Genomic DNA, 20,352 nt, shown 5'->3' on the forward strand with positions numbered 1-20,352 from the left:
AGATTCCCGCCTTTGAATAAACCAAAAGCAGCTCTTGTGATTACCGCCTTTCAATGAAACAGAATCAGCTCTTGCGATACCCGCCTTTCAAAAAACCAAAAGCAGCTTGCCAGTCCCCCGCCTCCAATATCGGCAGGACCTGGCAAGCTGCTTCTTGTTTACGTAACCACGATTTCTTTTATTCCCAGCTCCTTCACCCTCTCCTTCAACTTTTCCATCATCTCGTCAGACGGTTCCTTTGTGCTGGAGAAAGAAGGCCTTACCCCATAATGGCGGAATTTAATCAGTTTATACCTGACCTCGGGATATGGGGCTATCAGGCTGCTTCCCAATTCTATGGTCCGCAGGTTATCCATAACATCCGGGACCACTACGGTACGGATTTCATAAAGCTTACCCATGGCAGCCATCCGGCGGATGTTTTCCACCGGTATCCCCAGCTCCCTGCCGGTAAGTTTCATATGGTCTTCCTCACTTCCGGCCTTCAGGTCAATCATGGTTTTATCTGTAACTTCCAGTAAATCCGTCCTGTCCCAAAGAGGTACCTGCCCATTGGTATCCATATAGGTAGTCTTTCCTGCCGCTTTGACCAGGGTATAGAATCCTTTCAGGAAATCCAGGTACAGGGAACATTCCCCGCCGGAAGTGGTGATACCGCTGATGAAAGGGAAATATGCCTTCACTTCATCATAAAGCTGCCCTGGCGTCATGTTCCTGATTTTAGGGGAAGCGTCAAAAGCACAGGTTTTAAGACAGGTATCGCAATTGCAGCATGCCCTATAATCATAAGACACCAAGCCGTCCTCCATGGAAAGCGCGCCCGCAGGACATGTTTTTACACATGCCCCACAGTTCCTGCAAAGGTTGATTGTCTCCGGATTATGGCAGTACAGGCAATTCTGGTTGCAGCCCTGCAGGAACACGGCTGTGCGGTTGCCCGGCCCATCCACGCAGCTGAAGGGGATGATTTTATTAACCGGGGCAGTCATGGACGTACTGGTTATGGATGCATTAGTTTTAGATGCACGAATCACTGCCAGCCCATTATCCGCTGAATCCTTTTCCGTCATTTATCCCCACGCACCTTTCTATCCAGCAGATGGAGGTTCTTATCCACGCCGGAACCATTGATTGTCGCCTCGTTCAGTGTCATTTCATCCCGGTCGAACTTCTCAATATCAGACTTCTTGACCAGGTATCCTGTTACCCTTACAAGGTCGGAATCGCCGGAGTAAAAGGACAGGTATCTTGCGCCTGAATGAAAGGCGCCTTTTAAGATGTCCAGGAGATACTGAGGATTGTTCTTAACCGTGTCATCAAAGGGGAACAGCTCCCCGCAGCCGGCATCACAGCCCTTGTGCATACGGATAAAGTTCATGATCTGGTCCGGCAGTTCAGGCTCTTCGCCAATGGGAATCCTTCCGCCTGGTGTGGAAACCGTATCCTCCATCACGCCTACCTGTGCGTGAAGACCGTACTTCCCATACTTTGCAGGCCTCCTGTCTATCTCCTGGCGGATCCGTTCCATGATTGCCTCGCCTAAGGCATCGGCTTTTTCACCATGTCCAAACCGCTCTTTTTCATCTGTCAGGCCCAGTATCCCGTTGACACACTCGGCCAGCCCTACAAAACCGAACATCCCTACCATGTGGTCCCGGTCCTTTTTAATCAGGCCCTCCCTGTACAGGAATGTATTTTCATAATAATGGCAGTAATCCACAATGAATTCACAACGGCTGTCAATGGCGTCACATACGGCAGTGACTGCTTCCGGTATCACACGGTTTAATAAGTCTTCCGGGTCCGTGGCAAGCCTGGGCAGCTGATCCATGTTCAGGCGCACCAGGGTCAGCCCGCATCCGCCGATTGGCAGTGTGTTGTAGCAGCTGACAACTGCATAATCCCCCATGTCCCTTCTGTAAAGCGCGTCATTGGCAAAGCTTGGCTTGGATGATACCATGGCTGTCTCAAGAGCCGCCTTCATATAATCATCCGGCGTATCTTCCCGGTACATCAGGGTCATATTGGGGCAGGGGCGCTGCATTTCCTTTGTAAGCTCAAGGATGATACGGCCCGCCCTGGTATCCTCCGGCCCCAGGTCGGCATGGCAGAATGCGTTGGATATGGTGCGGTCCACATGGGTCAGGAGGAACCGGATGGCCTTCCTGGCTTCGTCCTCATCCTTCACGAAGGGTTCCAGCAGGCGGTCCAGGCACCCGATGTAAACCGCCAGCCCGCCGTCCGCCGGAATATTGTGATACAGGCAGAGCAGGTTGCCCACCGCGTCCCAGATATCCTTTGGCGGTTCCAGCATCAGGAACCCGCTTCCCTGCTTCAGGAACCGTTCATAATCCGGCAGGCAATACCTTGTGCGGTAAGGGGTCTTACCCTCAAACATATCCATCATGGCGCCGTTTTCGAAATACTTCCTGGATAATTCCGTATAGTTGACCAGCTCAATGGAATTCTCTGCAATCTTCGCCATATCCTTGAGACGCTGGTTAAATGTTACTTTTGGGTTTGTGATTGTATGGATAATATCCTGTGTCATGTCATTTGTTGGCATACGCGTACCTCCCTGTACTTACTATATCATATTTCTAGTCTGAATTTCCATCTATCATACATCTCCAACCGCCGCACATTTCCCCCAATCATGCGTTCCTCGCCCTTCTATAGGCCCTGATGGAGAAAATGGCGAGTCCGGCCAGGGTCGCGCAGTAGGGAATTGTCTTTACAAGGTCCGAGGGCCAGCCCAGGGTTGCAACTGCGTTGGACAGGGCGTCTGTCACACCGAACAGCAGGGATGTGGCGGCGGTCCCGATGGCGCCCCTCTGCCCCATTGCCTCTGCCGCAAGTGCAATCCAGCCGCGGCCGCTTACCATGTCCCTGGAGAACCAGGACACATATCCCATGGACATGAAGGCCCCGCCCAGTCCGCTCATGACGCCGCTGATAATCAGGGCAATGGCCTGGGTCCTGGCCACACTGATTCCCACGGAATCAGCCGCTTCCTTTTTCTCACCAACCGCCCTGATGTGATATCCCAGGGCTGTCCTCTTTAACAGATAGAAGGTAAATACAACTGCCAGGATGGACAGGTAGGTCAGGATGTTATGCCCGGAGACGGCAGGCCCCAGCACCGGGATATCCTCGATGAACGGGATATTGATGTTTGGAAGCACCTTGCTGTCCAGGGAAACGCTGGTCCCCTTGTCATGGGCCGCCAGATACAAAAAGAAAATGGTCCCTCCGCTGGCAAGGCTGTTGATGGCAATTCCGCCCAGGATGATGTTGGTCTTATAATACAGGGTGAAGAAGGCCAGCACGCTGGCTGCCAGCACTGCTGTCAGGATGGCAAATGCCAGCCCGGCCCATGCGCTCCCAAAGAGGTAACTGAAAAACATGCCTGCAAAGGCCGCCATCAGCATCATTCCTTCCAGGGCAATATTGGGCACCCCGGCCACATCGGAGACAACCGCCCCCATGGATGCAAACAGAAGAGGCGTGGTCACCCGGAGGATGGAGTAGAAAAAGTCACTGGTAAATATCAAATCTGTCAATGCCTTCATGCCTTGGCCTCCTTCTCTATCCAGTTCTGCCTGTACTTATGCAGGAAACGCTCCGCAGAAATCAGCAGGATGATGATACTCTGTAATATGGCAATCATTTCCGTGGGAATGTCCGATGAACGGTTCACCAGGTCTGCGCCAATCCTCAGGTAGCTTACAAAAAAGGCTGCCCCGATTACGCCTATGGGATGGTTACCCGCCAGCATGGCTATCATGGCGCCGTCAAAACCGTATCCGGGCAGCGCGGTCCACTCAAATCTCTTATGCATGCCGATACACTCAATCAGGCCTCCGGCGCCTGCCACAGCCCCCGCCACCACATGCACGATGATGATGACCCTTGTCACGTTGATGCCGGAATAGCTGGCAAACCTGGCATTGTTGCCCGTCATCCTGATTTCATATCCCCATTTGCTTTTGAACATGAATATGTATACAAGCACCGCACATGCCAGCGCAATCAGGAATCCCACATGGATCCTGGTGCCGGGTACCAGGTTGGCAAGGAGTGCATTTTTCCTGTATTTATATGATACCAGGGACGCGACCTTGGGGTCCCGCATCATATTGTTCAGCAGATAAAGGCCGACCCCCAGCAGGATGTTGTTCATCATCAGGGACGTTACCATCTCATTGGCCCCGTACTTTGCCTTCAGGACGCCGGGTACCAGCATGATGACCATTCCGGTCACGGCTCCCACCGCGATACAGACAGCCGGGAATATGACGGGAGGCATCTTAAGCCATATGGCCAGGATGGAACCGGTGATGCCTGAGATGAAGAAAATGCCTTCGCCGCCAAGGTTGAACAAGCTGGCCCTGAACATCAGGGCCATGGAAAGCCCGGAAAAAATCAGGGGCACTGCGGTTTCCACAATATTGCCCAGATAACGTTTGGAGGACAGCGGGGCCAGAAGGAATATGCGGATGGACTCCACTGGCTGGTCGCTGACCAGAAGGATGATGATAAATGCCACAGCTATGGCAACCCCCATGGAAACCACGGTTCTTATGATGTTAAATGACTGCTCCCTGCTCATCCCCTGGCCCTCCTTATCTGTTCCTCACTGTGCCGTTCAAGCCCCAGCATATAAAGCCCCAGCTTTTCCTCATTCAGTCCCTCGGTATCATCAAAATAAGCCACGATTTCCCCTTCATACATGACCGCAATCACGTCAGACAGTTTCAGGGCCTCACTTAAATCAGCGGATATGAGAAGGACCGCACACCCATTGTCCCTTAATTCCATGATTTTCTTGTGGATGATATGGGCTGCCCCGATGTCCACGCCTCTGGTGGGCTGTTCCGCAATCAGGACTTCAGGCTCATGGCTGCATTCCCTGGCAACCACCACCTTCTGCATGTTTCCGCCGGAAAGCATCCCTACATTCTGGCTGTTGCCAAAACAGCGTATCTCATAGGAACGGATATTATCATCTGCAAATGTATCTATTTTCTTGTAATCCAGCAGTCCGCCCCTGCAGAATTCCCTGCTGGCGTACCGGTTGGACACCATGTTCTCAGCAATGGATTCCTGGCCTGCGATTCCCTGGTCCATGCGGTCCTCGGGCACATAGCCGAACTGCATACGGCGGATTTCCTGAAGGCTCAGTCCGGCAACGGATTTCCCGTTTAACCGGATATCCCCCTGTTTCAGCGCCCTCTTTTTTGTCATCAGGTCCACCAGCTCCACCTGTCCGTTGCCCTGGACACCGGCTATGCCGAAAATCATGCCGCCCCTGACCCCGAAGTTTAAATCTTTAAGGATCTGTATCTTATTCCTGTCCGTGTAGGAGACATGTTCCGCTTCAATCTTAATATCCCCTGCCTTCGGCCGGCTCTTGGCAATGGATGTGTCCATCTCGCATCCCATGATCATGCTGGAGATTTCCTTTTCCGTCACATCCTTTGTCTCACAGCAGCCCACGAAGCAGCCCGCCCTCATGACGGTGATACGGTCCGATATCCTCTTGATTTCCGGGATTTTGTGGGAAATGAACACAATGGTATGGCCCTGCTCCTTCAGATGGATCAGCTCCTCAAAAAGCTGGTCTGTCTCCTGGGGCGCCAGCACGGCCGTGGGTTCGTCCAGAATCAGGATTTCCGCCCCTCTTGCCAGCGCCTTTAATATCTCAATCTTCTGTTTCACACCTACCGGAAGGGTCCTGGTTACTGCCTCCGCCTCCACTTCCAGGTTATATCTGCTGCTGAGTTCCTTTGTAAAACGGACCGCCTCTTCCTCGCTTACAAACAGCCCTTTCTTTGGCTCCATGCCAAGAATGATGTTCTGTGCCGCTGTAAAAGATTCCACCAGCATGAAATGCTGGTGGACCATCCCGATTCCATGGGCAATGGCATCTTTGGAGGATGAGAATCTGACACTCTCCCCCCGCAGGATGATTTCTCCTGAGGACGGCGGTTCCATACCGAACAGAACTTTCATTAAGGTGGATTTTCCTGCGCCGTTTTCTCCAACCAGCGCATGGATTTCCCCCTTTTTCAGATTGAAGTTTACATCTTTATTGGCAGCAATACCGTTGCCATAGATTTTTGAAATATCCTTCATCTCCAAAATATAGTCTTGCATCCGTATACCTCCGGCCTGTTATGGGCGTACTGCCTCTCGGATTTCATTTACCTTGTCTGTGGTGATGCCTGTGGTGGGGGTCATCTCCACTTCCCCTGCCACTACCTTCATCTTCAGCTCCTCAACCTGTTTCCTGTCCTTTTCGTCAAGAAGCTTTTCATAGAATTCATTTTCCGCAATCCCCACTGCGTCCTCTGCAATACCAAATACTTCCCTGGTGCCGTAAGGTATCTCACCCTTCATGGCCCGGTCCACTGCCTTGACGGCATTTTCAGGAATGTTCTTGATGGCTGAGGTGATTACCACATTCGCCATCTCCGGTTTGGAATCCTTTAAGGCTTCTGCCTGGTCAGAGTCAACTCCGATAACAAACTTGCCCTGGGACACTGCCGCATCAATCACGCCAAGACCGGACTGGCCGGCTGCCGCAAAGATAACGGATAAACCGGAGTTATAGAGGAGGAGGGCATTTTCCTTCCCCTTGGCAGTGTCGGTAAAGCTGCCCACATAGGAGGTTGCCACCTTGATATCAGGATTCACTGCCTGGGCGCCTTCAATATATCCAACCAGGAACTCATTGATTCCCGGAATATCCATTCCGCCCACGAATCCAATCTTGTCCTCGCCCAGTTCAGCGGCCTTCAGTGCTCCGGCTGCCCCGGCCAGGAAACTCATCTCATTGTTCTTTGTTCCCATGATATAAACATTGGCAGGCGGCTCCGCCATCTCGTCATCCAGGTTGATGAACTTCTGGTCCGGATATTCCTCCGCCACCTGTACCAGCGCATCGTCGTTATTGCTGGAGATGGTAAGGATCAGGTCGTATCCTTTTTCACACATATCCACAAGAGCCGGATAATATTTGGAAGTATCCACACCCGCCTCAACGTAATCCACATCCACACCCAGCTGCTCCTTGATTGGTTCGATGGAACGGAAGGACGCATCAAAGAAGGATTTATCGCCCAGGTTGCCAGGAATCATCAACCCCACTTTAAAGTCCTGGGGGGATACGGTTTCATCCATGCTGCTGTTATCCGTTTCCTGGTCCGCGGCTTTCCCGTCCCCAGCCTTAGCGGTGTCCCCGGATCCCGCCTCCATGCTCTCTGTCTTTACGGTTGTCTCTTCATCCTCAGGTTCCGGCGCCCCACACCCGGTTAACAGACTGGCCGCCATACACACTGCAAGGAATCCTGATGTCAGTTTCTTCATAAATAAAATCCTCCATTCGTTCATTCATTTTTTATCACAAGCCATATCGGCTGTAAATATCCCATAAAACCATACTAAAAATATGTATCCACAATCCGGTAGAACCGTTCCAGGTCCACGGACTGTGCAAATTGGAAACCTGTGTCCACCTGCGGATTGATTTCGTAGTAATTCGTCATATCCACCATGGTTCCCCTGGTCAGCTTCCCTGACAGCTCCACTGCAAAATGCCCCTTTTTCAGGGATACCACCTGTTTGTCAATCAGGTATGCCACCAACAGTACATCGTGAAATGTGACCGGGTATCCGGTGGCTTCCTGAAACAACCTGACCCCTTCCAGGAAATAATCCATCCTCCTGTCGTTCCTGCCCTTCCAGTCACTCAGGCGCTTATCATCGATTCTCAGGAATTTGGTCACATCCAGCCCCATCATGATTAACCGGCCTGACCGTTCCATAACAATGGACGCTGCCTCCGGGTCACAGAGGATGTTCCACTCCGGGCTGGAATTCATAAAGGTGCCGCCCATTCCGATAATCTGCACCCCCTTCATCAATTCCGGCTCCTTTAAGAATGCCATGGCCAGATTCGTCATGGCTCCCATGGCCAGGATAATCAGGTTTTTGTCCTCTTTTACTTTTTGGATGATGAAATCATCCGCGTGTGCGGCTGCCGGACTATCCTCTGCAGTCTTACCATCCGTCCTGTAATCCTTTACCAATCCATATTGTATCGGCGCTTCAAAATCACCTCCTCCATTTCCCAGAATCGGTCCCCCATATCCTGGGCAAACCGGAATACTGCCTCTTCCATACAGCGCCAGCAGGTCCCTTACCATCAAAGCCCGCTTTTCCGTATCCTTAAATACGGTTGTCACCCCAGCTATTTCTATGGAGTCACAGGAGAGCGCCAGCATAAATGCCGCTGCGTCATCCACATCATCCCCCAGGTCCGTGTCAATCAGAACCCTGACCTTATCCATCTGCTTCTCTCCCTCTTAGTAAGTTTCACAAGTTTTTTATCACCATTTACAAATAAATAAGCAATTTGTATATACACTTATAAGTAATTCTTATACTTATCTTCTTACTTGTAATTTGAATTATAAACGTACCTGGGTGCAGAGTAAAGGACACATGTCCTTTACTTAGAAAAAAAGAAAGAAAAGATTGCTAAAAGTCCATGAAATCCGTATCCGCATGTCCGGCACCACAAAAAAAAATCCCCTGAACAAACAAGGGGATTTTCAACCAATCCATCAGCTATGCAGAAATAAAGCGTAAGATGCCCGTCCGCACAAACAGTATATCATTCCACAGGGCGCCCTTACGGTTACACCTCATACAATTGCCGCATCCAGAAATGCTGCCTCTGCCGCATATCCTTCCATTCTTTTTATATCTTCATCCGTAAAACCAAAGGCATTTTTCACCAAGTCTATTTCCTTTAACAGTGTTGTGCCTGACACTGTCCTGTTATCCGTGTTCAGGGTCACATGGACGCCCGCATCATAAAGCTTCTTAATTGGATGCTCTTTCAGCGACCGCACGCCTTTGGTCTGCACATTGCTGGTCACGCAGACCTCCAGGGCCGTCCTGCGTGTCACCAGTTCCTTAATAAGGGATTGGTCCTGAATTGCCGCAATCCCATGGCCAATCCTGAGCGCCCCCGTTTCCAGGGCCTTCCACATACTGTCCGGGCCGGCGGCCTCGCCTGCATGGATGGTCCGCTTTAACCCATAACGGTCTGCTTCTTCAAAAAGACTCCTGAAAAGTCCGGTATCATATACTTCCTCAGCGCCTGCCAGATCCACTCCGCAGACAATCCTGCCCTTTTCCCCGTCCTTTATGCAGTCAGCCGCTGTTTTCAGGGTTTCCATATTGTTCCTTGCCGTGCCTTCATCACTGCCTCTCATACAGCAGAGCAGAAGCCCGGCCTTTATTCCCGGATATGCAGCCATCCCGCGCTTCACGCCTGCGGCTACTGCCTCTGTCACCTCCATCTGACTTAATCCCAATTCAGTGGAAAGCTGCGGCGCAAAGCGGATTTCCGCATATTCCACGCCCTCACGCGCCAAATCCTCCGTCAGTTCAAACGCCACCCGTTCCAATGCCACGTCCGTCTGAAGATAGTTCAGAGGAAGTGCAAAACGCGACAGATACTCCGACAGGCTGCTGCATGGCACAGGCGCCTGCATCAAGGTCACCAGCCCTTCCAAATCAGCTGCCGGAGCCTTCCCATCCCGTATCATCGCCAATTCCCATATTGTTTCCGGCCTTAACGAGCCGTCCAGATGCACATGCAGTTCAATCATATCCGCCTTCTCCTTTTCTGTCATTCATCATTCAATAGGCTCCTGGCCTTCAGCGCCGAAAAATTACAGGTGCGGATGCTCATGGAACCACCGTCCACCCTATTATACTGCCTGGCATAAAGCTTGAGAAGATAGTTTCTCGCTTCTGCATCCTCTATCCCCAAAACCGCCGGAGCCGCGTCCGCTGAAAGCCCGGAAAAATCATCCAATGCAAACATATCAATATTGGCGATGTGTTCCACATTATATTTTGCAATCACATAATCCGGCCTCATCCAGGCAAATCCCAGATAGAAGACAGATACCGTCACCAGACAATACCGGAACAGAGGAAACCCATGATTAAATATGAGGACTATCACACCAGCCATCAGTATTACCAGCATAGCCAGGAACCAGAGCACCAGCACCCTTAAAAATGTAAGATGATACTGCCCCACATACAGAAGCATCCTGTATATGGCTGATGCAATCATCACATAGGTGCACATGCTGATGACCAGCAGGACTCCATTTAACAGGACATTTTCCTGACAATACTTCAGGCACAGAAGCACCATGACAAGGTTAAGAAACGCCACGGACAGCAGCTGGAAGAACCCCTGTCTTGCATAATCCGAATACGTCATCCCCCATGGCAGGCTTCCCTTCCCCATAAACAGATACACAACCTGAATGGCGCAGAATACCACATAGATGATGGCAATCATGGACATGAAACTGATTGCGGCAAACGGGGAACATACCCGCCGGTCAGCTGTTTCATCGCTGATATTCCCTGCGCAGGCGCTGCAGATAAGGCAATACATAATCAGTGTCCAGGCCGCGGTCTGAAGCAATACCAGGAAAATGGTAACAGGATTCAGTATCTCCCTTAACACCACATCCAGCATGTTCTGAAATACCATATCCGCGCTGCCCAATAAAAGACAGAGTATGACCATGGCCGGAACCGCCGCACACATACCTGCAATAAGCCTTAAAACATTCCTGTACTTCCTGCTCTTAATGGACTTTATATATTCCTTTCCATGGACAAACGGACAGTATATCATTCCAATGGCCTGGGCCAGGTATATGGCTATGGATGCCACGTATTTCCCGATATTCCATCTGCTGTCCTGGTGGAACTGGTGCAGGATGAAAATACAGAACAGAAGCACCAGCGCAAGCCTGTTCATATTATAACCAACCGTCATATTGGCTGTAAAACAGGTGGAAAGCCCTATGAAAAATGACAGTACCGCCAGGTATATGGATCCCTTCTTAACCTCCACCCCCACACGTCTGAACAAAAGGAACATGGCACCATATGTCACGGCCACCAAAAGGGGAACCGTTATTCCCAGCGGGTTATGATACAGGCAGAAGCAGGCAGCCGCTCCGTACGCTATGCTTAATGTTCCCAGGAAACCGAAATCCTGGCTTATGGCTTCCAGTTTCTGGTTCCTTTTGGAAATGCTTCCGGAAACATTATCTGCACTGTTTTTTTCAATATCTGCATCCATCCGTATCCCCTCCTTCCTCATCCGGTTCATAAATCAATATATCGCCTGGCTGGCAGTCCAGGGCTTCACAGATTGCCTCCAGGGTAGAGAACCTGATTGCCTTTGCCTTATTATTCTTAAGGATGGACAGATTCGCCATGGTGATATCCACCTCTGCGGCAAGTTCCTTCAGGCCCTTTTTCCGTCTGGCCATCATCACATCCAGATTAACCACAATTCCCATGCTATACCTTCCTTCCTAAATGGTCAGGTCATTTTCCTCTTTGTACCGTACGGCCTGTTCAAACACCTGGCACAATACAAAGCAGAACAGACCTGCAATGGAAAACACAATAATGACAACCACGGTTGCCGGCGTGGGTGCAAGCGGGAGACGGATAAGGGAGATAAACGCCAGGAAAAAGCTGCATTTCCCTATACGTTTTAAGGAATCTGCATTTTCCATCACAAACGCATCATCTGCCAGAACGGTTCCAAACATCCGTCTAAGTTCCCGCACAATCATAAGGGCCAGGATTCCGGAACCGATATAAAGCACGCACTGGGGTATATAATGCACCCTGAAAGATTGTATATATCTTCCCACATAACGGAATATCACGGGAATCCCCAGCGTAATCACCATTCCCCCATAAAACATGGCATCCAGCAGCCATTTCGTAAACCGTACAAGCCGTTTATTCATTCCACATCCACCTTTCTCTTATCACATTCCTTAAAATCCCTTTATCCGGAGCATACCACATTGTTTTCCATTTTTCAATATATTTTTATTGATATTCGATAATTTAATATTGATAATAGATAAATATTAAGATTTTTGTAATGATATGGGGTAATGATATGGGGTTGTAGTGATACGGGACCCAAATTGAAGATAAGATCAGAAGCAGCAACTAATTACAATTACGTTGTCATAACAACATACAATACCATCCGCCTGCGGTATACTTATCACAGAAACATCAATACAGCATCAATAAGACCCACCCTCAGGAGGATATATAAATGATAAGAAGGATTATTAAAATAAATGAAGGGCTCTGCAATGGATGCGGCGCATGTGCAGCTGCCTGCCACGAAGGCGCCATCGGCATGGTGGACGGTAAGGCAGTGCTGTTAAAGGATGACTATTGCGATGGGCTGGGGGACTGCCTTCCAACCTGTCCCACTGGCGCCATTACCTTTGAAGAAAGAGAAGCAGCGGCCTATGACGAAGCCGCTGTCAAGGCCCGCATGGCCGGGACAACAAAAAAAGAGGGCAGCAAGCCCTCTCCCTGCGGATGTCCGGGTTCCCAGTCCAGGTCCATCACCAGGCCCCAGCCCAGCCCCCAATCCACGCCTTATCACCCGGCAGCCCCCATCCCATCCATGGAAAGCCAGCTGTCCCAATGGCCGGTCCAGATCAAGCTGGTTCCCGTACAGGCGCCTTACTTTCAGGATGCCCGGCTGCTCATAGCAGCCGACTGTACTGCATTTGCTTATGGCAATTTCCACAACGACTTCATCGCGGGCCGGATCACCCTAATCGGATGCCCCAAGCTGGATATGGTGGACTATTCCGAAAAGCTGACAGAAATCATCCGTCTCAACGATATTAAAGATGTCACCGTTGTCCGCATGGAAGTGCCATGCTGCGGCGGCATTGAAAATGCCGTAAAAAACGCGCTTAAGGCCAGCGGCAGATCCATCCCGTGGCAGGTTGTGACTGTCAGGACGGATGGCAGCCTGATTTAAGGCAGGCGGGAAGGGGTATCCGCCCCTTCCTTAATCCACGAACACCGTATTATACCTGTCAATACAATCACTCAGCGTATTGGAAAAATGCGCAATGGAACCCAGCGGCTCCAGCCCCGGGTCCTCAATGGGCTTTCCGCTTTCCACCTGTCCCATCATCCACTCCAGGGCCTGGAGCATCCTCTCATACAGCTGGTCAAATGGTTTTGAATTGCTCATGGATTCCATCATCATCTGGTTATTGTCAGCGGTGGCGGCATTTAAATCTTCCACGACCGAAGTCAGTTCATCGTATAATGGCCTAATCTTAGTCAGGTCCAGGTCCGTGATATTATCATCCGTCACACCCTGGAGCGTGCATTCGTCCATTATCTGCCCTGCAATGCTGATGCCGCGGCTGGCATTATACGCAATCAGCCTGCCTTCCGCCTTCATCTCCTCTTCTTCCGCTGCAATCCTCTCATCAGCCACCTCGCTCACGGCATGTATGAATTCGTATCCCAAAGGCTCAAATTCATCGGCAGCAGGATAGATGACAGCATGAAGGTCCTTTGCCTTCTGATACTGGTTTGCCGCATAATCATTGCTTCGGCTTACCTCTGAAAATGCTTCCATAAGCTCCTTTAAGGGTTCAGCCATCTCCTTCACCAGCGGATCCAATGTCTCATATGCAGGCTCCATGTCTGCAAGCTGTATGCAGTCATCTGCAAGATCCTTGCCAAATCCCCTGATACGGTAACCGTATGTATATCCACTGTCAGGAATCAGTGCAAACTCCTCACCATATTCCACCACCTCATAATAATAATCAATGTCGTCTAACAGCTTCACTATCTCATTATTCAGTTCAACATAATAATTATACTTTATCAGATCCATCTGCTCCGGGGAAATGCTTTCCTCCGCCCCTGTTTCCTCTTCGTCTGTTTCTTCCTCCACAGTCTTTGCAGGCTCACTCAGTGCCTTTGCCTTGGCATTCTCCTTCAGTTCATTAATGTTTTCACCGCATCCCGATACTGCCAGCACCGCAATACATACCGCTGCCAGTGCAGCGCCCATGAATCTCTTTCTCATACCGTACCTCCAGATATTGTTATCCCTTTATCTTACCAGATATAACCATTTTCGTACAGGGATTAAACAAAAAAGACAGGATAACTGCTTCCCTCAAAGCAGGACATCCAAAAACAGCTTTGTTATCTCTCTGGGCCTGGCAATGGCTGTCCCGGCCACCGCTGCCAGGACGCCCGTATCAAGGGCTGCCTTAAGCTGCTCCGGCGTCCACATCCCGCCCTCGGCAATGACCGGACGGCCGCATGCATCCACCTTTTCCATGGTTGGGGTGATATAAATCCCGCAATCCTCAGAATCCATCTTGACGATTCCAATCACAGGAAGACCCACCGGAATGCGCAGGGAAAGCGGACCCCGAAGAGCCCGCTTTCCAAAATCCTTTTATTCAGCCAATGCCTCAAATATCAGCCTTCCCACAACAGAACCCCCGTCCAGAAGCCCGATGGATTGCTCGCCATAGTAGGCCGCCCGCCCATGGACCGACTTCATGGCTTTGGTTGACTCTGAACCTTCTGCAGCTATCCTGGCCGCATTCTTCAATGCTTCCTTAAAGTCCCCGTCCTTGTCTGCCAGCAGGCTTTCTGCCGCCGGATAGATGGAGTCCAGGATTGTCTTTTCACCAGGCTTTGAACCGGCCTTATCCATGATTTTCTGCACTCCGGCCATCACTGCCTCCGCAAATTCAGGAAGGCCTGCCTCGGTCCTGCCTTTTAAGGACTTTGCCATTCCCATAAATGCGAATGAGATAATGGTTCCGAGGCTTGAAGGGGCTGCCTCGTTGAACACGCCGCCTGTCTGCATCAGTATCTTGCCCAGGTCCGTCTCCTGCGTTCCCTCAACGAACACGGCCGCGGCCTCAAAGCCCTCGCTCATGGAAACACCCAGGTCACCGTCCCCGTTCTGCTGGTCCAGTTTAATCAGATAATCTTTATTCTCAGCCATGATCCGGCTTATCTTCCTAATACCCGTTTTAACAGATGCTGCATTCATTGTCGTATCCTCCTATTCGTCAAAGGGTCTTATTTGTTCAGGTTGGTATAGAATGGTGTCTTTGCCGGGGAAAGCAGCAGTTCCTTTAACTGCCCATCCAGCTTGAAGATGGTAACGGAAAGTCCTGCCATCTCCATGGAGGTTGCATATTCACCCACATGAGGCATCACAACCTTGACGCCCATGTCACTTAACAGCTCGTGGACACGGCGGTACACAATCAGCTGCTCTTCCATGGGGGTTGCACCCAGACCGTTGACCATGACAGACACTTCGTCACCCTCTGCCAGAGGCATATCCTCTGTAATCCTGCCAACCAGGGTTTCCGCAACCTCATCGGCCGTCATCATTTTCCTGACCTCGATTCCCTTCTCCCCATGGATGCCCATTCCGATTTCAATCTCATCGTCTTCTATCTGGAAGGTGGGTTCCCCTACCTGTGGAACAATACATGGTGACAGGGCCACGCCCATGGTGCGGATATTGTCAAGGGCCTTCTGCGCCACTCCGGCCACTTCCTCCAGGGACATCATGCGCTCCGCGGCAGCGCCTGCGGCCTTAAAGGCATATACCATTCCGGCAACACCGCGGCGTTTTTCCATTGCCTCCTTTGGACTGCTGGCAACATCGTCCTTTACACGCACTGTTTTGGTTTCCACATCATCCATTTCCACCATTTCACAGGCCATGTCAAAGTTCATATTATCGCCGCCGTAGTTCCCGTACAGGCAGAGCACGCCGCTGCCGTAATCACAGGCCTTAATCATATCGGCCATCTTCTTGGCGGACGGGGACGCGAATACATTGCCCACCGCGCATCCGTCCAGCATGCCCTGGCCCACATAGCCAAGGAATACGGGAAGATGTCCGCTTCCTCCGGCTGTCACGATTCCAACCTTGCCCTTTTCAACCGGGTAATTGGTGAGAAGTATCCTCTCATCCCCGTCTAACAATTTAACCTTATCCCCATAGGCATAGATAATGCCTTCCATTGTCTCTTTTACAAAATTCTCCGGTTTGTTGATTAATTTCTTCATGCCTGTTCCCCTTCCTTTTTTACATATGAATATTCCGGATTCAATACAATACTGCGTCCCCCTGAAACCTCCAGGCTGGTGCCTGTTATGTAGGAAGCCCGGCTGCTGCAGAGAAATACCACCGGGGCAGCTATCTCCTCCGGCACGGCCACACGCCGTAAAAGGGTGTCGTCCGTATTCCGTTTCAGATAATCCGGTTTGATATTAGCCGCCACTGCCGGGGTTGCCGTAAATCCCGGTAGCACGGAATTAACCCGGACCCCATAAGCCGCATATTCCCCTGCAAAGGAAACCGCCAGCTTAATCACTGCCGACTTTAAAGGCCCATACAGGGTGCTGGCGCCCACGGTGCCGCATCTGGCCGCCAGGGAGCTGATATTGAGAATGCTTCCGCCGGTTTTTTTCATGTAGCGGAAAGCTGCCTGGGTGCCGTATATGGTGCTGAAGAAGCATACCTTTGTAATCTTCTCAATATCATGCTCCCTGTACTCTTCCCCCTCTTTTGGGAAACTGGCCCCTACATTGTTAATCCAGCAGTCCAGGGAACCGAACCGCCCATAAGCTTCCTTCGCAACCCTGTAGACATCTTCCTCCACCGTCATGTCTGCGGCGGTTCCATATACTGTTCCATATACCGCTCCATGTACCGTATGGCCTGAGGCGCCAGAGGGCTCCGCCATTCCATCCGATGCCGCTGCGCCATCCGATGCCCCTGTTCCGCCCAAGGCCCTCACCGCGGCATCCACTTCATCCGCATTCCTGGCACAGATAAAAACATTGGCCCCCTCTTCCAGGAAGGTCTTTGCAACCGCGTATCCGATGCCCTTGCTGCCGCCTGTGACAACGGCGGTCTTTCCTTTCAGTCCTAAGTCCATATCCTGCCTGCTTTCCCCGATTTTTCCTACGCACCCAGATAAGCTGCCTTCACCCTTGGGTCCACAAGGAGTTCCTTGCCCTTGCCTTCCATGATGATCTTACCTGTCTCCAGCACATAACCCCTGTCCGCAATGGACAATGCCATGGATGCATTCTGCTCAATCAGAAGGATGGTCTTGCCCATGTCCCTGATTTTTAATATCAGTTCAAATATGTCTTCAACAATAATCGGCGCCAGTCCCAGGGACGGCTCATCCAACATCACGATATCCGGGTCCATCATAAGGCCCCTTGATATGGCAAGCATCTGCTGCTCGCCGCCTGACAGGCTTCCTCCTGCCTGGCCGATACGTTCCTTCAGACGCGGGAACAGGGTGTACTGTTCCTCCACCAGTTCATTAATCCTGGCCTTGGTAAGCTTGGGGTTGCCCAGGGAACCTGCAATCAGGTTCTCGTACACGGTCAGGGCAGGGAATATCTTCCTTCCCTCAGGCACATGGCACATACCCATTTTTACCACTTTATCCGGCGGCATCTTTGTGATGTCATGCCCCTTAAATGTAATCTTGCCGCTTACCTTGGGAACCAGCCCCGATATGGCGCCCAGGGTAGTTGTCTTACCCGCGCCGTTGGAACCGATCAGTGTGATGATCTCGCCTTCCTCCACGTGGAAGCTGATGTCCGTAAGCGCTGTGATATATCCGTAATTGACTGAAAGATGTTCCACATTAAGCATGAACCTTCACCGCCTCTCCTGCAATGATACCCTTGCCGAAATATGCCTCCTGCACTTCCTTGTTGGCCTTCACCTCATCCGGCGTGCCCTCGCATATCTTCTGTCCGAAGTTCAGGACCAGGATGCGGTTACAGGAATTCATTACAAACTTCATGTCATGCTCAATAACCGCAATGGTATATCCGCCTTCGTTGAGCATTTTGATAAACTCCATAAGCTCCTGTGTCTCCAGGGGGTTCATGCCCGCCGCAGGCTCATCCAGCAAAAGGATGTACGGCTCCAGGGCCAGGGCCCTGGCAATCTCAACCTTACGCTGCATGCCGTATGCCAGGTTGCCCGCCATGGTATCCCTGTATTCGAACAGGCCGATGGCCTTTAATATCTCCTCGCTCTTGCTGATTGCGTACTCCTCATCCTGCCTGTAGGTCTTGGTGTGGACGATTGCATCCAGCATATTGCTCTTTGTCCTGATATGGCATCCGATCTTAACATTGTCCAGGACGCTCATGAACTTAAACAGCTGCAGGTTCTGGAAGGTCCTTGCCATACGTTTCCTTGCTACCCTTTCAGATGAGAATCCGGTCACATCCTCTCCCATCAGGTATACCTTGCCCTTGGTGGGGGTGTACATTCCGGTACACATATTAAAGAAGGTGGTCTTCCCGGCCCCGTTAGGCCCGATGATGCCGAAAATGTCGCCTGCCATTACCTTCATATCCACGTTTTCAACTGCCTTCAGACCGCCAAAGTATTTACATAAGCCTTTTGATTCAAGAATCGGTACGCTTCTGTCAATCTTATCGAACTCAATCATGCCTTCTTCACCTCCGGAGTCTTTTTCTTATCCCCATCCTTTTTCTGGATTTCGCCGCCGGCAAGGATGGAATCAGATGCACCCATAAGTCCCTGAGGACGCACCCACATCATCAGGATGATGATGATTGCATAGATTACATATCTCCAGTTCTCCAGGAAACGCAGGGCCTCAGTCAGGATTGTAACAATTGTGGAACCAAGGATCGGTCCAAGCAGGGTTCCCTGGCCTCCGATGACGACCATAGCCAGCACGTTAAAACCTGTATCCGTGGTAAACTGTGAAGACTCAATATAGTTGACAAAGGGAGCATAGGCAGCCCCGATGATTCCTGCCCAGAATGCCCCGTACATGAAGTTCATGCACTTGCACTTACTGGTCTCAACGCCCAGTGACTTGGCAGCCACCTGGTCCTCACGGATTGCCATCCATGCGCGGCCCACCCTGGATTTTAAGACCCTGTCCGTAATGAACAGGAACACCACGCCGATGATAAGGAATATGAAGTAATAATATTTAGGCTTGAACATTTCCAGGCCAAAGAAATTAGGATAAGGAATCTGCTTGATACCCAGGGCGCCGCCGGTCACAGGCGTCCAGGTCTGGGCAATGATCCTTATGATCTCAGATGCGCCCAGCGTGACAATGGACAGATAGATTCCCGACAGCTTAAGCGTTGGAAGGCTTACAATCAGCCCCACAAGGGCTGCAAGGATACCTGCAACCGGAAGGGCAATCCAGAAGTCAACGCCCACATTCTTGGACAGGGCCGCGCAGGTATAAGCGCCGATTGCAAAGAATCCGGCCTGGCCCAGACAGGTCTGGCCGCTGTAGCCGTTGATTACGTTCAGGGAGCCGGCCAATGTGGCATACATCATGATGGTACAGATATATCTCAGTATCAGGGCCTGTTTAATCACAAACGGAAGCACGATGGATATAACAAGAAGAGCTAACAGTACAGGCAGCTTATGTTTTTCATAAAATGCTTTTGCCTTATTCATCATACCCTCACTCCTTTCTTGCTGACAAATCCCTGAGGCCTGATTAACAGTACAAGAATCAGGAAGCCGAATGCAAATACGTCGCGGAAGGTTGCCGCCGATACCGCAATGCCCAGGTTCTCAATGACACCGATACACAGGCCGCCCAGGGCAGAGAACCGGATATCCACCAGACCGCCCAGCACGCTGGCCGCAAATGCCTTCATACTGTAGATACCGCCCATGGTAGCTGATACGGAATAATAATAGATACAGAGCAGGATGCCCGCAATGCCGCCAAAGCCGGAACCAATACAGTTACCGATCATGGCTGTACGTTTTACGTTAATGCCCACCAGATAAGCAGCATCCTTGTTCTGGCTTACGGCCCTGAGGGCAATGCCCCACTTGGTCTTGTTAAAGAACAGGGTCAGCGCGGAGGCCAGCACCACCACAAGAACAATCACCACAATCTGGAGAAGCTTAATATCCAGTCGAACACTACCTAACATTAAGGTAAATGTTTTATTTTCAACAATATCAAGAACCGGTTTTGTCTCAGGTCCGAATACGATCTGAGCCAGGTTTTTAATCAGCATACTGATGCCGATGGTACACAGCAGTGAAATATGCCTTGGTGCATTAAAGAATTTCTCATAACAAAGCTTATAAACAACAATACCGATCAGGAATGAACCTGTAAATGCCGCAAGGATTGCCAGGGGCAGGTTATTTCCAAATAAAAGGAAAATATAATAAGACGAGAACGCCCCGATCATCATGATCTCGCCATATGTGAATGTAACCATTCCTACTACACCGACTATAACAGAATAGCCGATTGCCATCAGTGCGTAAATCGCGCCCTGGCACAAGCCGTTAACCAGCTGATTTAATACATATTCCATCTC

General features: G+C 50.7%; 21 protein-coding genes. 1 reads left to right on the forward strand and 20 read right to left on the reverse strand.

Translation table 11 applies throughout. From position 1 onward, the window contains the following. Positions 1-158: 158 nt before the first annotated feature. The 11 genes from MCJ35_RS25090 to MCJ35_RS25140 form a co-directional block, all read right to left on the reverse strand. Positions 159-1,070, reverse strand: coding sequence for a YjjW family glycine radical enzyme activase (locus tag MCJ35_RS25090; RefSeq protein ID WP_240299691.1), 912 nt, complete (start codon positions 1,068-1,070; stop codon positions 159-161). Beyond that, positions 1,067-2,566 carry a YjjI family glycine radical enzyme gene (locus MCJ35_RS25095; RefSeq protein ID WP_051400621.1) on the reverse strand — a complete coding sequence of 500 codons (1,500 nt, stop codon included), beginning with the start codon at positions 2,564-2,566 and terminating at the stop codon, positions 1,067-1,069. The genes MCJ35_RS25090 and MCJ35_RS25095 overlap by 4 nt, the downstream gene beginning before the upstream one ends. Before the next feature lie 88 nt (positions 2,567-2,654). After that, positions 2,655-3,572 (reverse strand): ABC transporter permease, encoded by a 918-nt coding sequence (locus MCJ35_RS25100; RefSeq protein WP_025484690.1) that lies wholly within the window; start codon positions 3,570-3,572, stop codon positions 2,655-2,657. Then, positions 3,569-4,612 (reverse strand): ABC transporter permease, encoded by a 1,044-nt coding sequence (locus MCJ35_RS25105; protein ID WP_008726673.1) that lies wholly within the window; start codon positions 4,610-4,612, stop codon positions 3,569-3,571. The genes MCJ35_RS25100 and MCJ35_RS25105 overlap by 4 nt, the downstream gene beginning before the upstream one ends. After that, positions 4,609-6,159, reverse strand: a complete 1,551-nt coding sequence (locus tag MCJ35_RS25110; protein WP_025484689.1) for an ABC transporter ATP-binding protein — start codon at positions 6,157-6,159, stop codon at positions 4,609-4,611. Before MCJ35_RS25110 ends, MCJ35_RS25105 begins: the two co-directional genes overlap by 4 nt. Before the next feature lie 18 nt (positions 6,160-6,177). Beyond that, positions 6,178-7,371 carry a BMP family ABC transporter substrate-binding protein gene (locus tag MCJ35_RS25115; protein ID WP_240299692.1) on the reverse strand — a complete coding sequence of 398 codons (1,194 nt, stop codon included), beginning with the start codon at positions 7,369-7,371 and terminating at the stop codon, positions 6,178-6,180. Positions 7,372-7,445: 74 nt separating this feature from the next. Then, on the reverse strand, positions 7,446-8,354 hold the full coding sequence (locus MCJ35_RS25120; protein ID WP_025484686.1) for a nucleoside hydrolase: 909 nt from the start codon (positions 8,352-8,354) through the stop codon (positions 7,446-7,448). A 357-nt stretch (positions 8,355-8,711) separates the two neighbouring features. Further along, entirely contained in the window at positions 8,712-9,686 is a 975-nt protein-coding gene (add, locus tag MCJ35_RS25125) for an adenosine deaminase (RefSeq protein WP_240299693.1), read from the reverse strand. Between the two features lie 20 nt (positions 9,687-9,706). Further along, positions 9,707-11,194 carry a DUF4153 domain-containing protein gene (locus MCJ35_RS25130; protein WP_025484683.1) on the reverse strand — a complete coding sequence of 496 codons (1,488 nt, stop codon included), beginning with the start codon at positions 11,192-11,194 and terminating at the stop codon, positions 9,707-9,709. After that, positions 11,178-11,417: a helix-turn-helix domain-containing protein gene (locus MCJ35_RS25135; RefSeq protein ID WP_008726684.1), complete on the reverse strand. Its 240-nt coding sequence runs from the start codon at positions 11,415-11,417 to the stop codon at positions 11,178-11,180. The genes MCJ35_RS25130 and MCJ35_RS25135 overlap by 17 nt, the downstream gene beginning before the upstream one ends. 15 nt (positions 11,418-11,432) lie before the next feature. Beyond that, positions 11,433-11,879, reverse strand: coding sequence for a DUF2975 domain-containing protein (locus MCJ35_RS25140; RefSeq protein ID WP_008726685.1), 447 nt, complete (start codon positions 11,877-11,879; stop codon positions 11,433-11,435). Positions 11,880-12,202: 323 nt separating this feature from the next. Between MCJ35_RS25140 and MCJ35_RS25145 the strand changes: the two genes are divergently transcribed. Then, positions 12,203-12,931 (forward strand): 4Fe-4S dicluster domain-containing protein, encoded by a 729-nt coding sequence (locus tag MCJ35_RS25145; protein ID WP_025484680.1) that lies wholly within the window; start codon positions 12,203-12,205, stop codon positions 12,929-12,931. A 30-nt stretch (positions 12,932-12,961) separates the two neighbouring features. Here MCJ35_RS25145 and MCJ35_RS25150 read toward each other — a convergent pair whose 3' ends face one another. From MCJ35_RS25150 to MCJ35_RS25195, 9 genes are all read right to left on the reverse strand, one after another. Next, positions 12,962-14,005 carry a DUF3829 domain-containing protein gene (locus MCJ35_RS25150; protein ID WP_025484679.1) on the reverse strand — a complete coding sequence of 348 codons (1,044 nt, stop codon included), beginning with the start codon at positions 14,003-14,005 and terminating at the stop codon, positions 12,962-12,964. A 93-nt stretch (positions 14,006-14,098) separates the two neighbouring features. Continuing rightward, positions 14,099-14,335, reverse strand: a complete 237-nt coding sequence (locus tag MCJ35_RS32350) for a hypothetical protein (RefSeq protein WP_353656088.1) — start codon at positions 14,333-14,335, stop codon at positions 14,099-14,101. A gap of 51 nt (positions 14,336-14,386) precedes the next feature. Then, on the reverse strand, positions 14,387-14,995 hold the full coding sequence (locus MCJ35_RS25165) for a dihydroxyacetone kinase subunit L (RefSeq protein WP_025484677.1): 609 nt from the start codon (positions 14,993-14,995) through the stop codon (positions 14,387-14,389). A gap of 29 nt (positions 14,996-15,024) precedes the next feature. Beyond that, positions 15,025-16,032, reverse strand: a complete 1,008-nt coding sequence (locus MCJ35_RS25170) for a dihydroxyacetone kinase subunit DhaK (RefSeq protein WP_025484676.1) — start codon at positions 16,030-16,032, stop codon at positions 15,025-15,027. Beyond that, on the reverse strand, positions 16,029-16,907 hold the full coding sequence (locus MCJ35_RS25175) for an SDR family NAD(P)-dependent oxidoreductase (protein ID WP_025484674.1): 879 nt from the start codon (positions 16,905-16,907) through the stop codon (positions 16,029-16,031). The genes MCJ35_RS25170 and MCJ35_RS25175 overlap by 4 nt, the downstream gene beginning before the upstream one ends. Before the next feature lie 26 nt (positions 16,908-16,933). Continuing rightward, positions 16,934-17,644 carry an ABC transporter ATP-binding protein gene (locus MCJ35_RS25180; RefSeq protein ID WP_008726694.1) on the reverse strand — a complete coding sequence of 237 codons (711 nt, stop codon included), beginning with the start codon at positions 17,642-17,644 and terminating at the stop codon, positions 16,934-16,936. Then, entirely contained in the window at positions 17,637-18,458 is an 822-nt protein-coding gene (locus MCJ35_RS25185; protein ID WP_051400619.1) for an ABC transporter ATP-binding protein, read from the reverse strand. The genes MCJ35_RS25180 and MCJ35_RS25185 overlap by 8 nt, the downstream gene beginning before the upstream one ends. After that, positions 18,455-19,465 (reverse strand): branched-chain amino acid ABC transporter permease, encoded by a 1,011-nt coding sequence (locus tag MCJ35_RS25190; protein WP_008726696.1) that lies wholly within the window; start codon positions 19,463-19,465, stop codon positions 18,455-18,457. Before MCJ35_RS25190 ends, MCJ35_RS25185 begins: the two co-directional genes overlap by 4 nt. Continuing rightward, positions 19,462-20,349 (reverse strand): branched-chain amino acid ABC transporter permease, encoded by an 888-nt coding sequence (locus MCJ35_RS25195; RefSeq protein WP_025484671.1) that lies wholly within the window; start codon positions 20,347-20,349, stop codon positions 19,462-19,464. Before MCJ35_RS25195 ends, MCJ35_RS25190 begins: the two co-directional genes overlap by 4 nt. Positions 20,350-20,352: the final 3 nt, after the last annotated feature.

It is taken from the genome of Enterocloster sp. OA13, assembly GCF_022440595.1.
In the GTDB taxonomy this organism is placed as follows: domain Bacteria; phylum Bacillota; class Clostridia; order Lachnospirales; family Lachnospiraceae; genus Enterocloster; species Enterocloster hominis.

What these genes read in the sequence shown, in the direction of transcription:
- MCJ35_RS25090 (WP_240299691.1), bottom strand. Translation starts at nt 1,070, where the DNA reads ATGACGGAAAAGGATTCAGCGGATAATGGGCTGGCAGTGATTCGTGCA.
- MCJ35_RS25095 (WP_051400621.1), bottom strand. Translation starts at nt 2,566, where the DNA reads ATGCCAACAAATGACATGACACAGGATATTATCCATACAATCACAAAC.
- MCJ35_RS25100 (WP_025484690.1), bottom strand. Translation starts at nt 3,572, where the DNA reads ATGAAGGCATTGACAGATTTGATATTTACCAGTGACTTTTTCTACTCC.
- MCJ35_RS25105 (WP_008726673.1), bottom strand. Translation starts at nt 4,612, where the DNA reads ATGAGCAGGGAGCAGTCATTTAACATCATAAGAACCGTGGTTTCCATG.
- MCJ35_RS25110 (WP_025484689.1), bottom strand. Translation starts at nt 6,159, where the DNA reads ATGCAAGACTATATTTTGGAGATGAAGGATATTTCAAAAATCTATGGC.
- MCJ35_RS25115 (WP_240299692.1), bottom strand. Translation starts at nt 7,371, where the DNA reads ATGAAGAAACTGACATCAGGATTCCTTGCAGTGTGTATGGCGGCCAGT.
- MCJ35_RS25120 (WP_025484686.1), bottom strand. Translation starts at nt 8,354, where the DNA reads ATGGATAAGGTCAGGGTTCTGATTGACACGGACCTGGGGGATGATGTG.
- add (WP_240299693.1), bottom strand. Translation starts at nt 9,686, where the DNA reads ATGATTGAACTGCATGTGCATCTGGACGGCTCGTTAAGGCCGGAAACA.
- MCJ35_RS25130 (WP_025484683.1), bottom strand. Translation starts at nt 11,194, where the DNA reads ATGGATGCAGATATTGAAAAAAACAGTGCAGATAATGTTTCCGGAAGC.
- MCJ35_RS25135 (WP_008726684.1), bottom strand. Translation starts at nt 11,417, where the DNA reads ATGGGAATTGTGGTTAATCTGGATGTGATGATGGCCAGACGGAAAAAG.
- MCJ35_RS25140 (WP_008726685.1), bottom strand. Translation starts at nt 11,879, where the DNA reads ATGAATAAACGGCTTGTACGGTTTACGAAATGGCTGCTGGATGCCATG.
- MCJ35_RS25145 (WP_025484680.1), top strand. Translation starts at nt 12,203, where the DNA reads ATGATAAGAAGGATTATTAAAATAAATGAAGGGCTCTGCAATGGATGC.
- MCJ35_RS25150 (WP_025484679.1), bottom strand. Translation starts at nt 14,005, where the DNA reads ATGAGAAAGAGATTCATGGGCGCTGCACTGGCAGCGGTATGTATTGCG.
- MCJ35_RS25165 (WP_025484677.1), bottom strand. Translation starts at nt 14,995, where the DNA reads ATGAATGCAGCATCTGTTAAAACGGGTATTAGGAAGATAAGCCGGATC.
- MCJ35_RS25170 (WP_025484676.1), bottom strand. Translation starts at nt 16,032, where the DNA reads ATGAAGAAATTAATCAACAAACCGGAGAATTTTGTAAAAGAGACAATG.
- MCJ35_RS25175 (WP_025484674.1), bottom strand. Translation starts at nt 16,907, where the DNA reads ATGGACTTAGGACTGAAAGGAAAGACCGCCGTTGTCACAGGCGGCAGC.
- MCJ35_RS25180 (WP_008726694.1), bottom strand. Translation starts at nt 17,644, where the DNA reads ATGCTTAATGTGGAACATCTTTCAGTCAATTACGGATATATCACAGCG.
- MCJ35_RS25185 (WP_051400619.1), bottom strand. Translation starts at nt 18,458, where the DNA reads ATGATTGAGTTCGATAAGATTGACAGAAGCGTACCGATTCTTGAATCA.
- MCJ35_RS25190 (WP_008726696.1), bottom strand. Translation starts at nt 19,465, where the DNA reads ATGATGAATAAGGCAAAAGCATTTTATGAAAAACATAAGCTGCCTGTA.
- MCJ35_RS25195 (WP_025484671.1), bottom strand. Translation starts at nt 20,349, where the DNA reads ATGGAATATGTATTAAATCAGCTGGTTAACGGCTTGTGCCAGGGCGCG.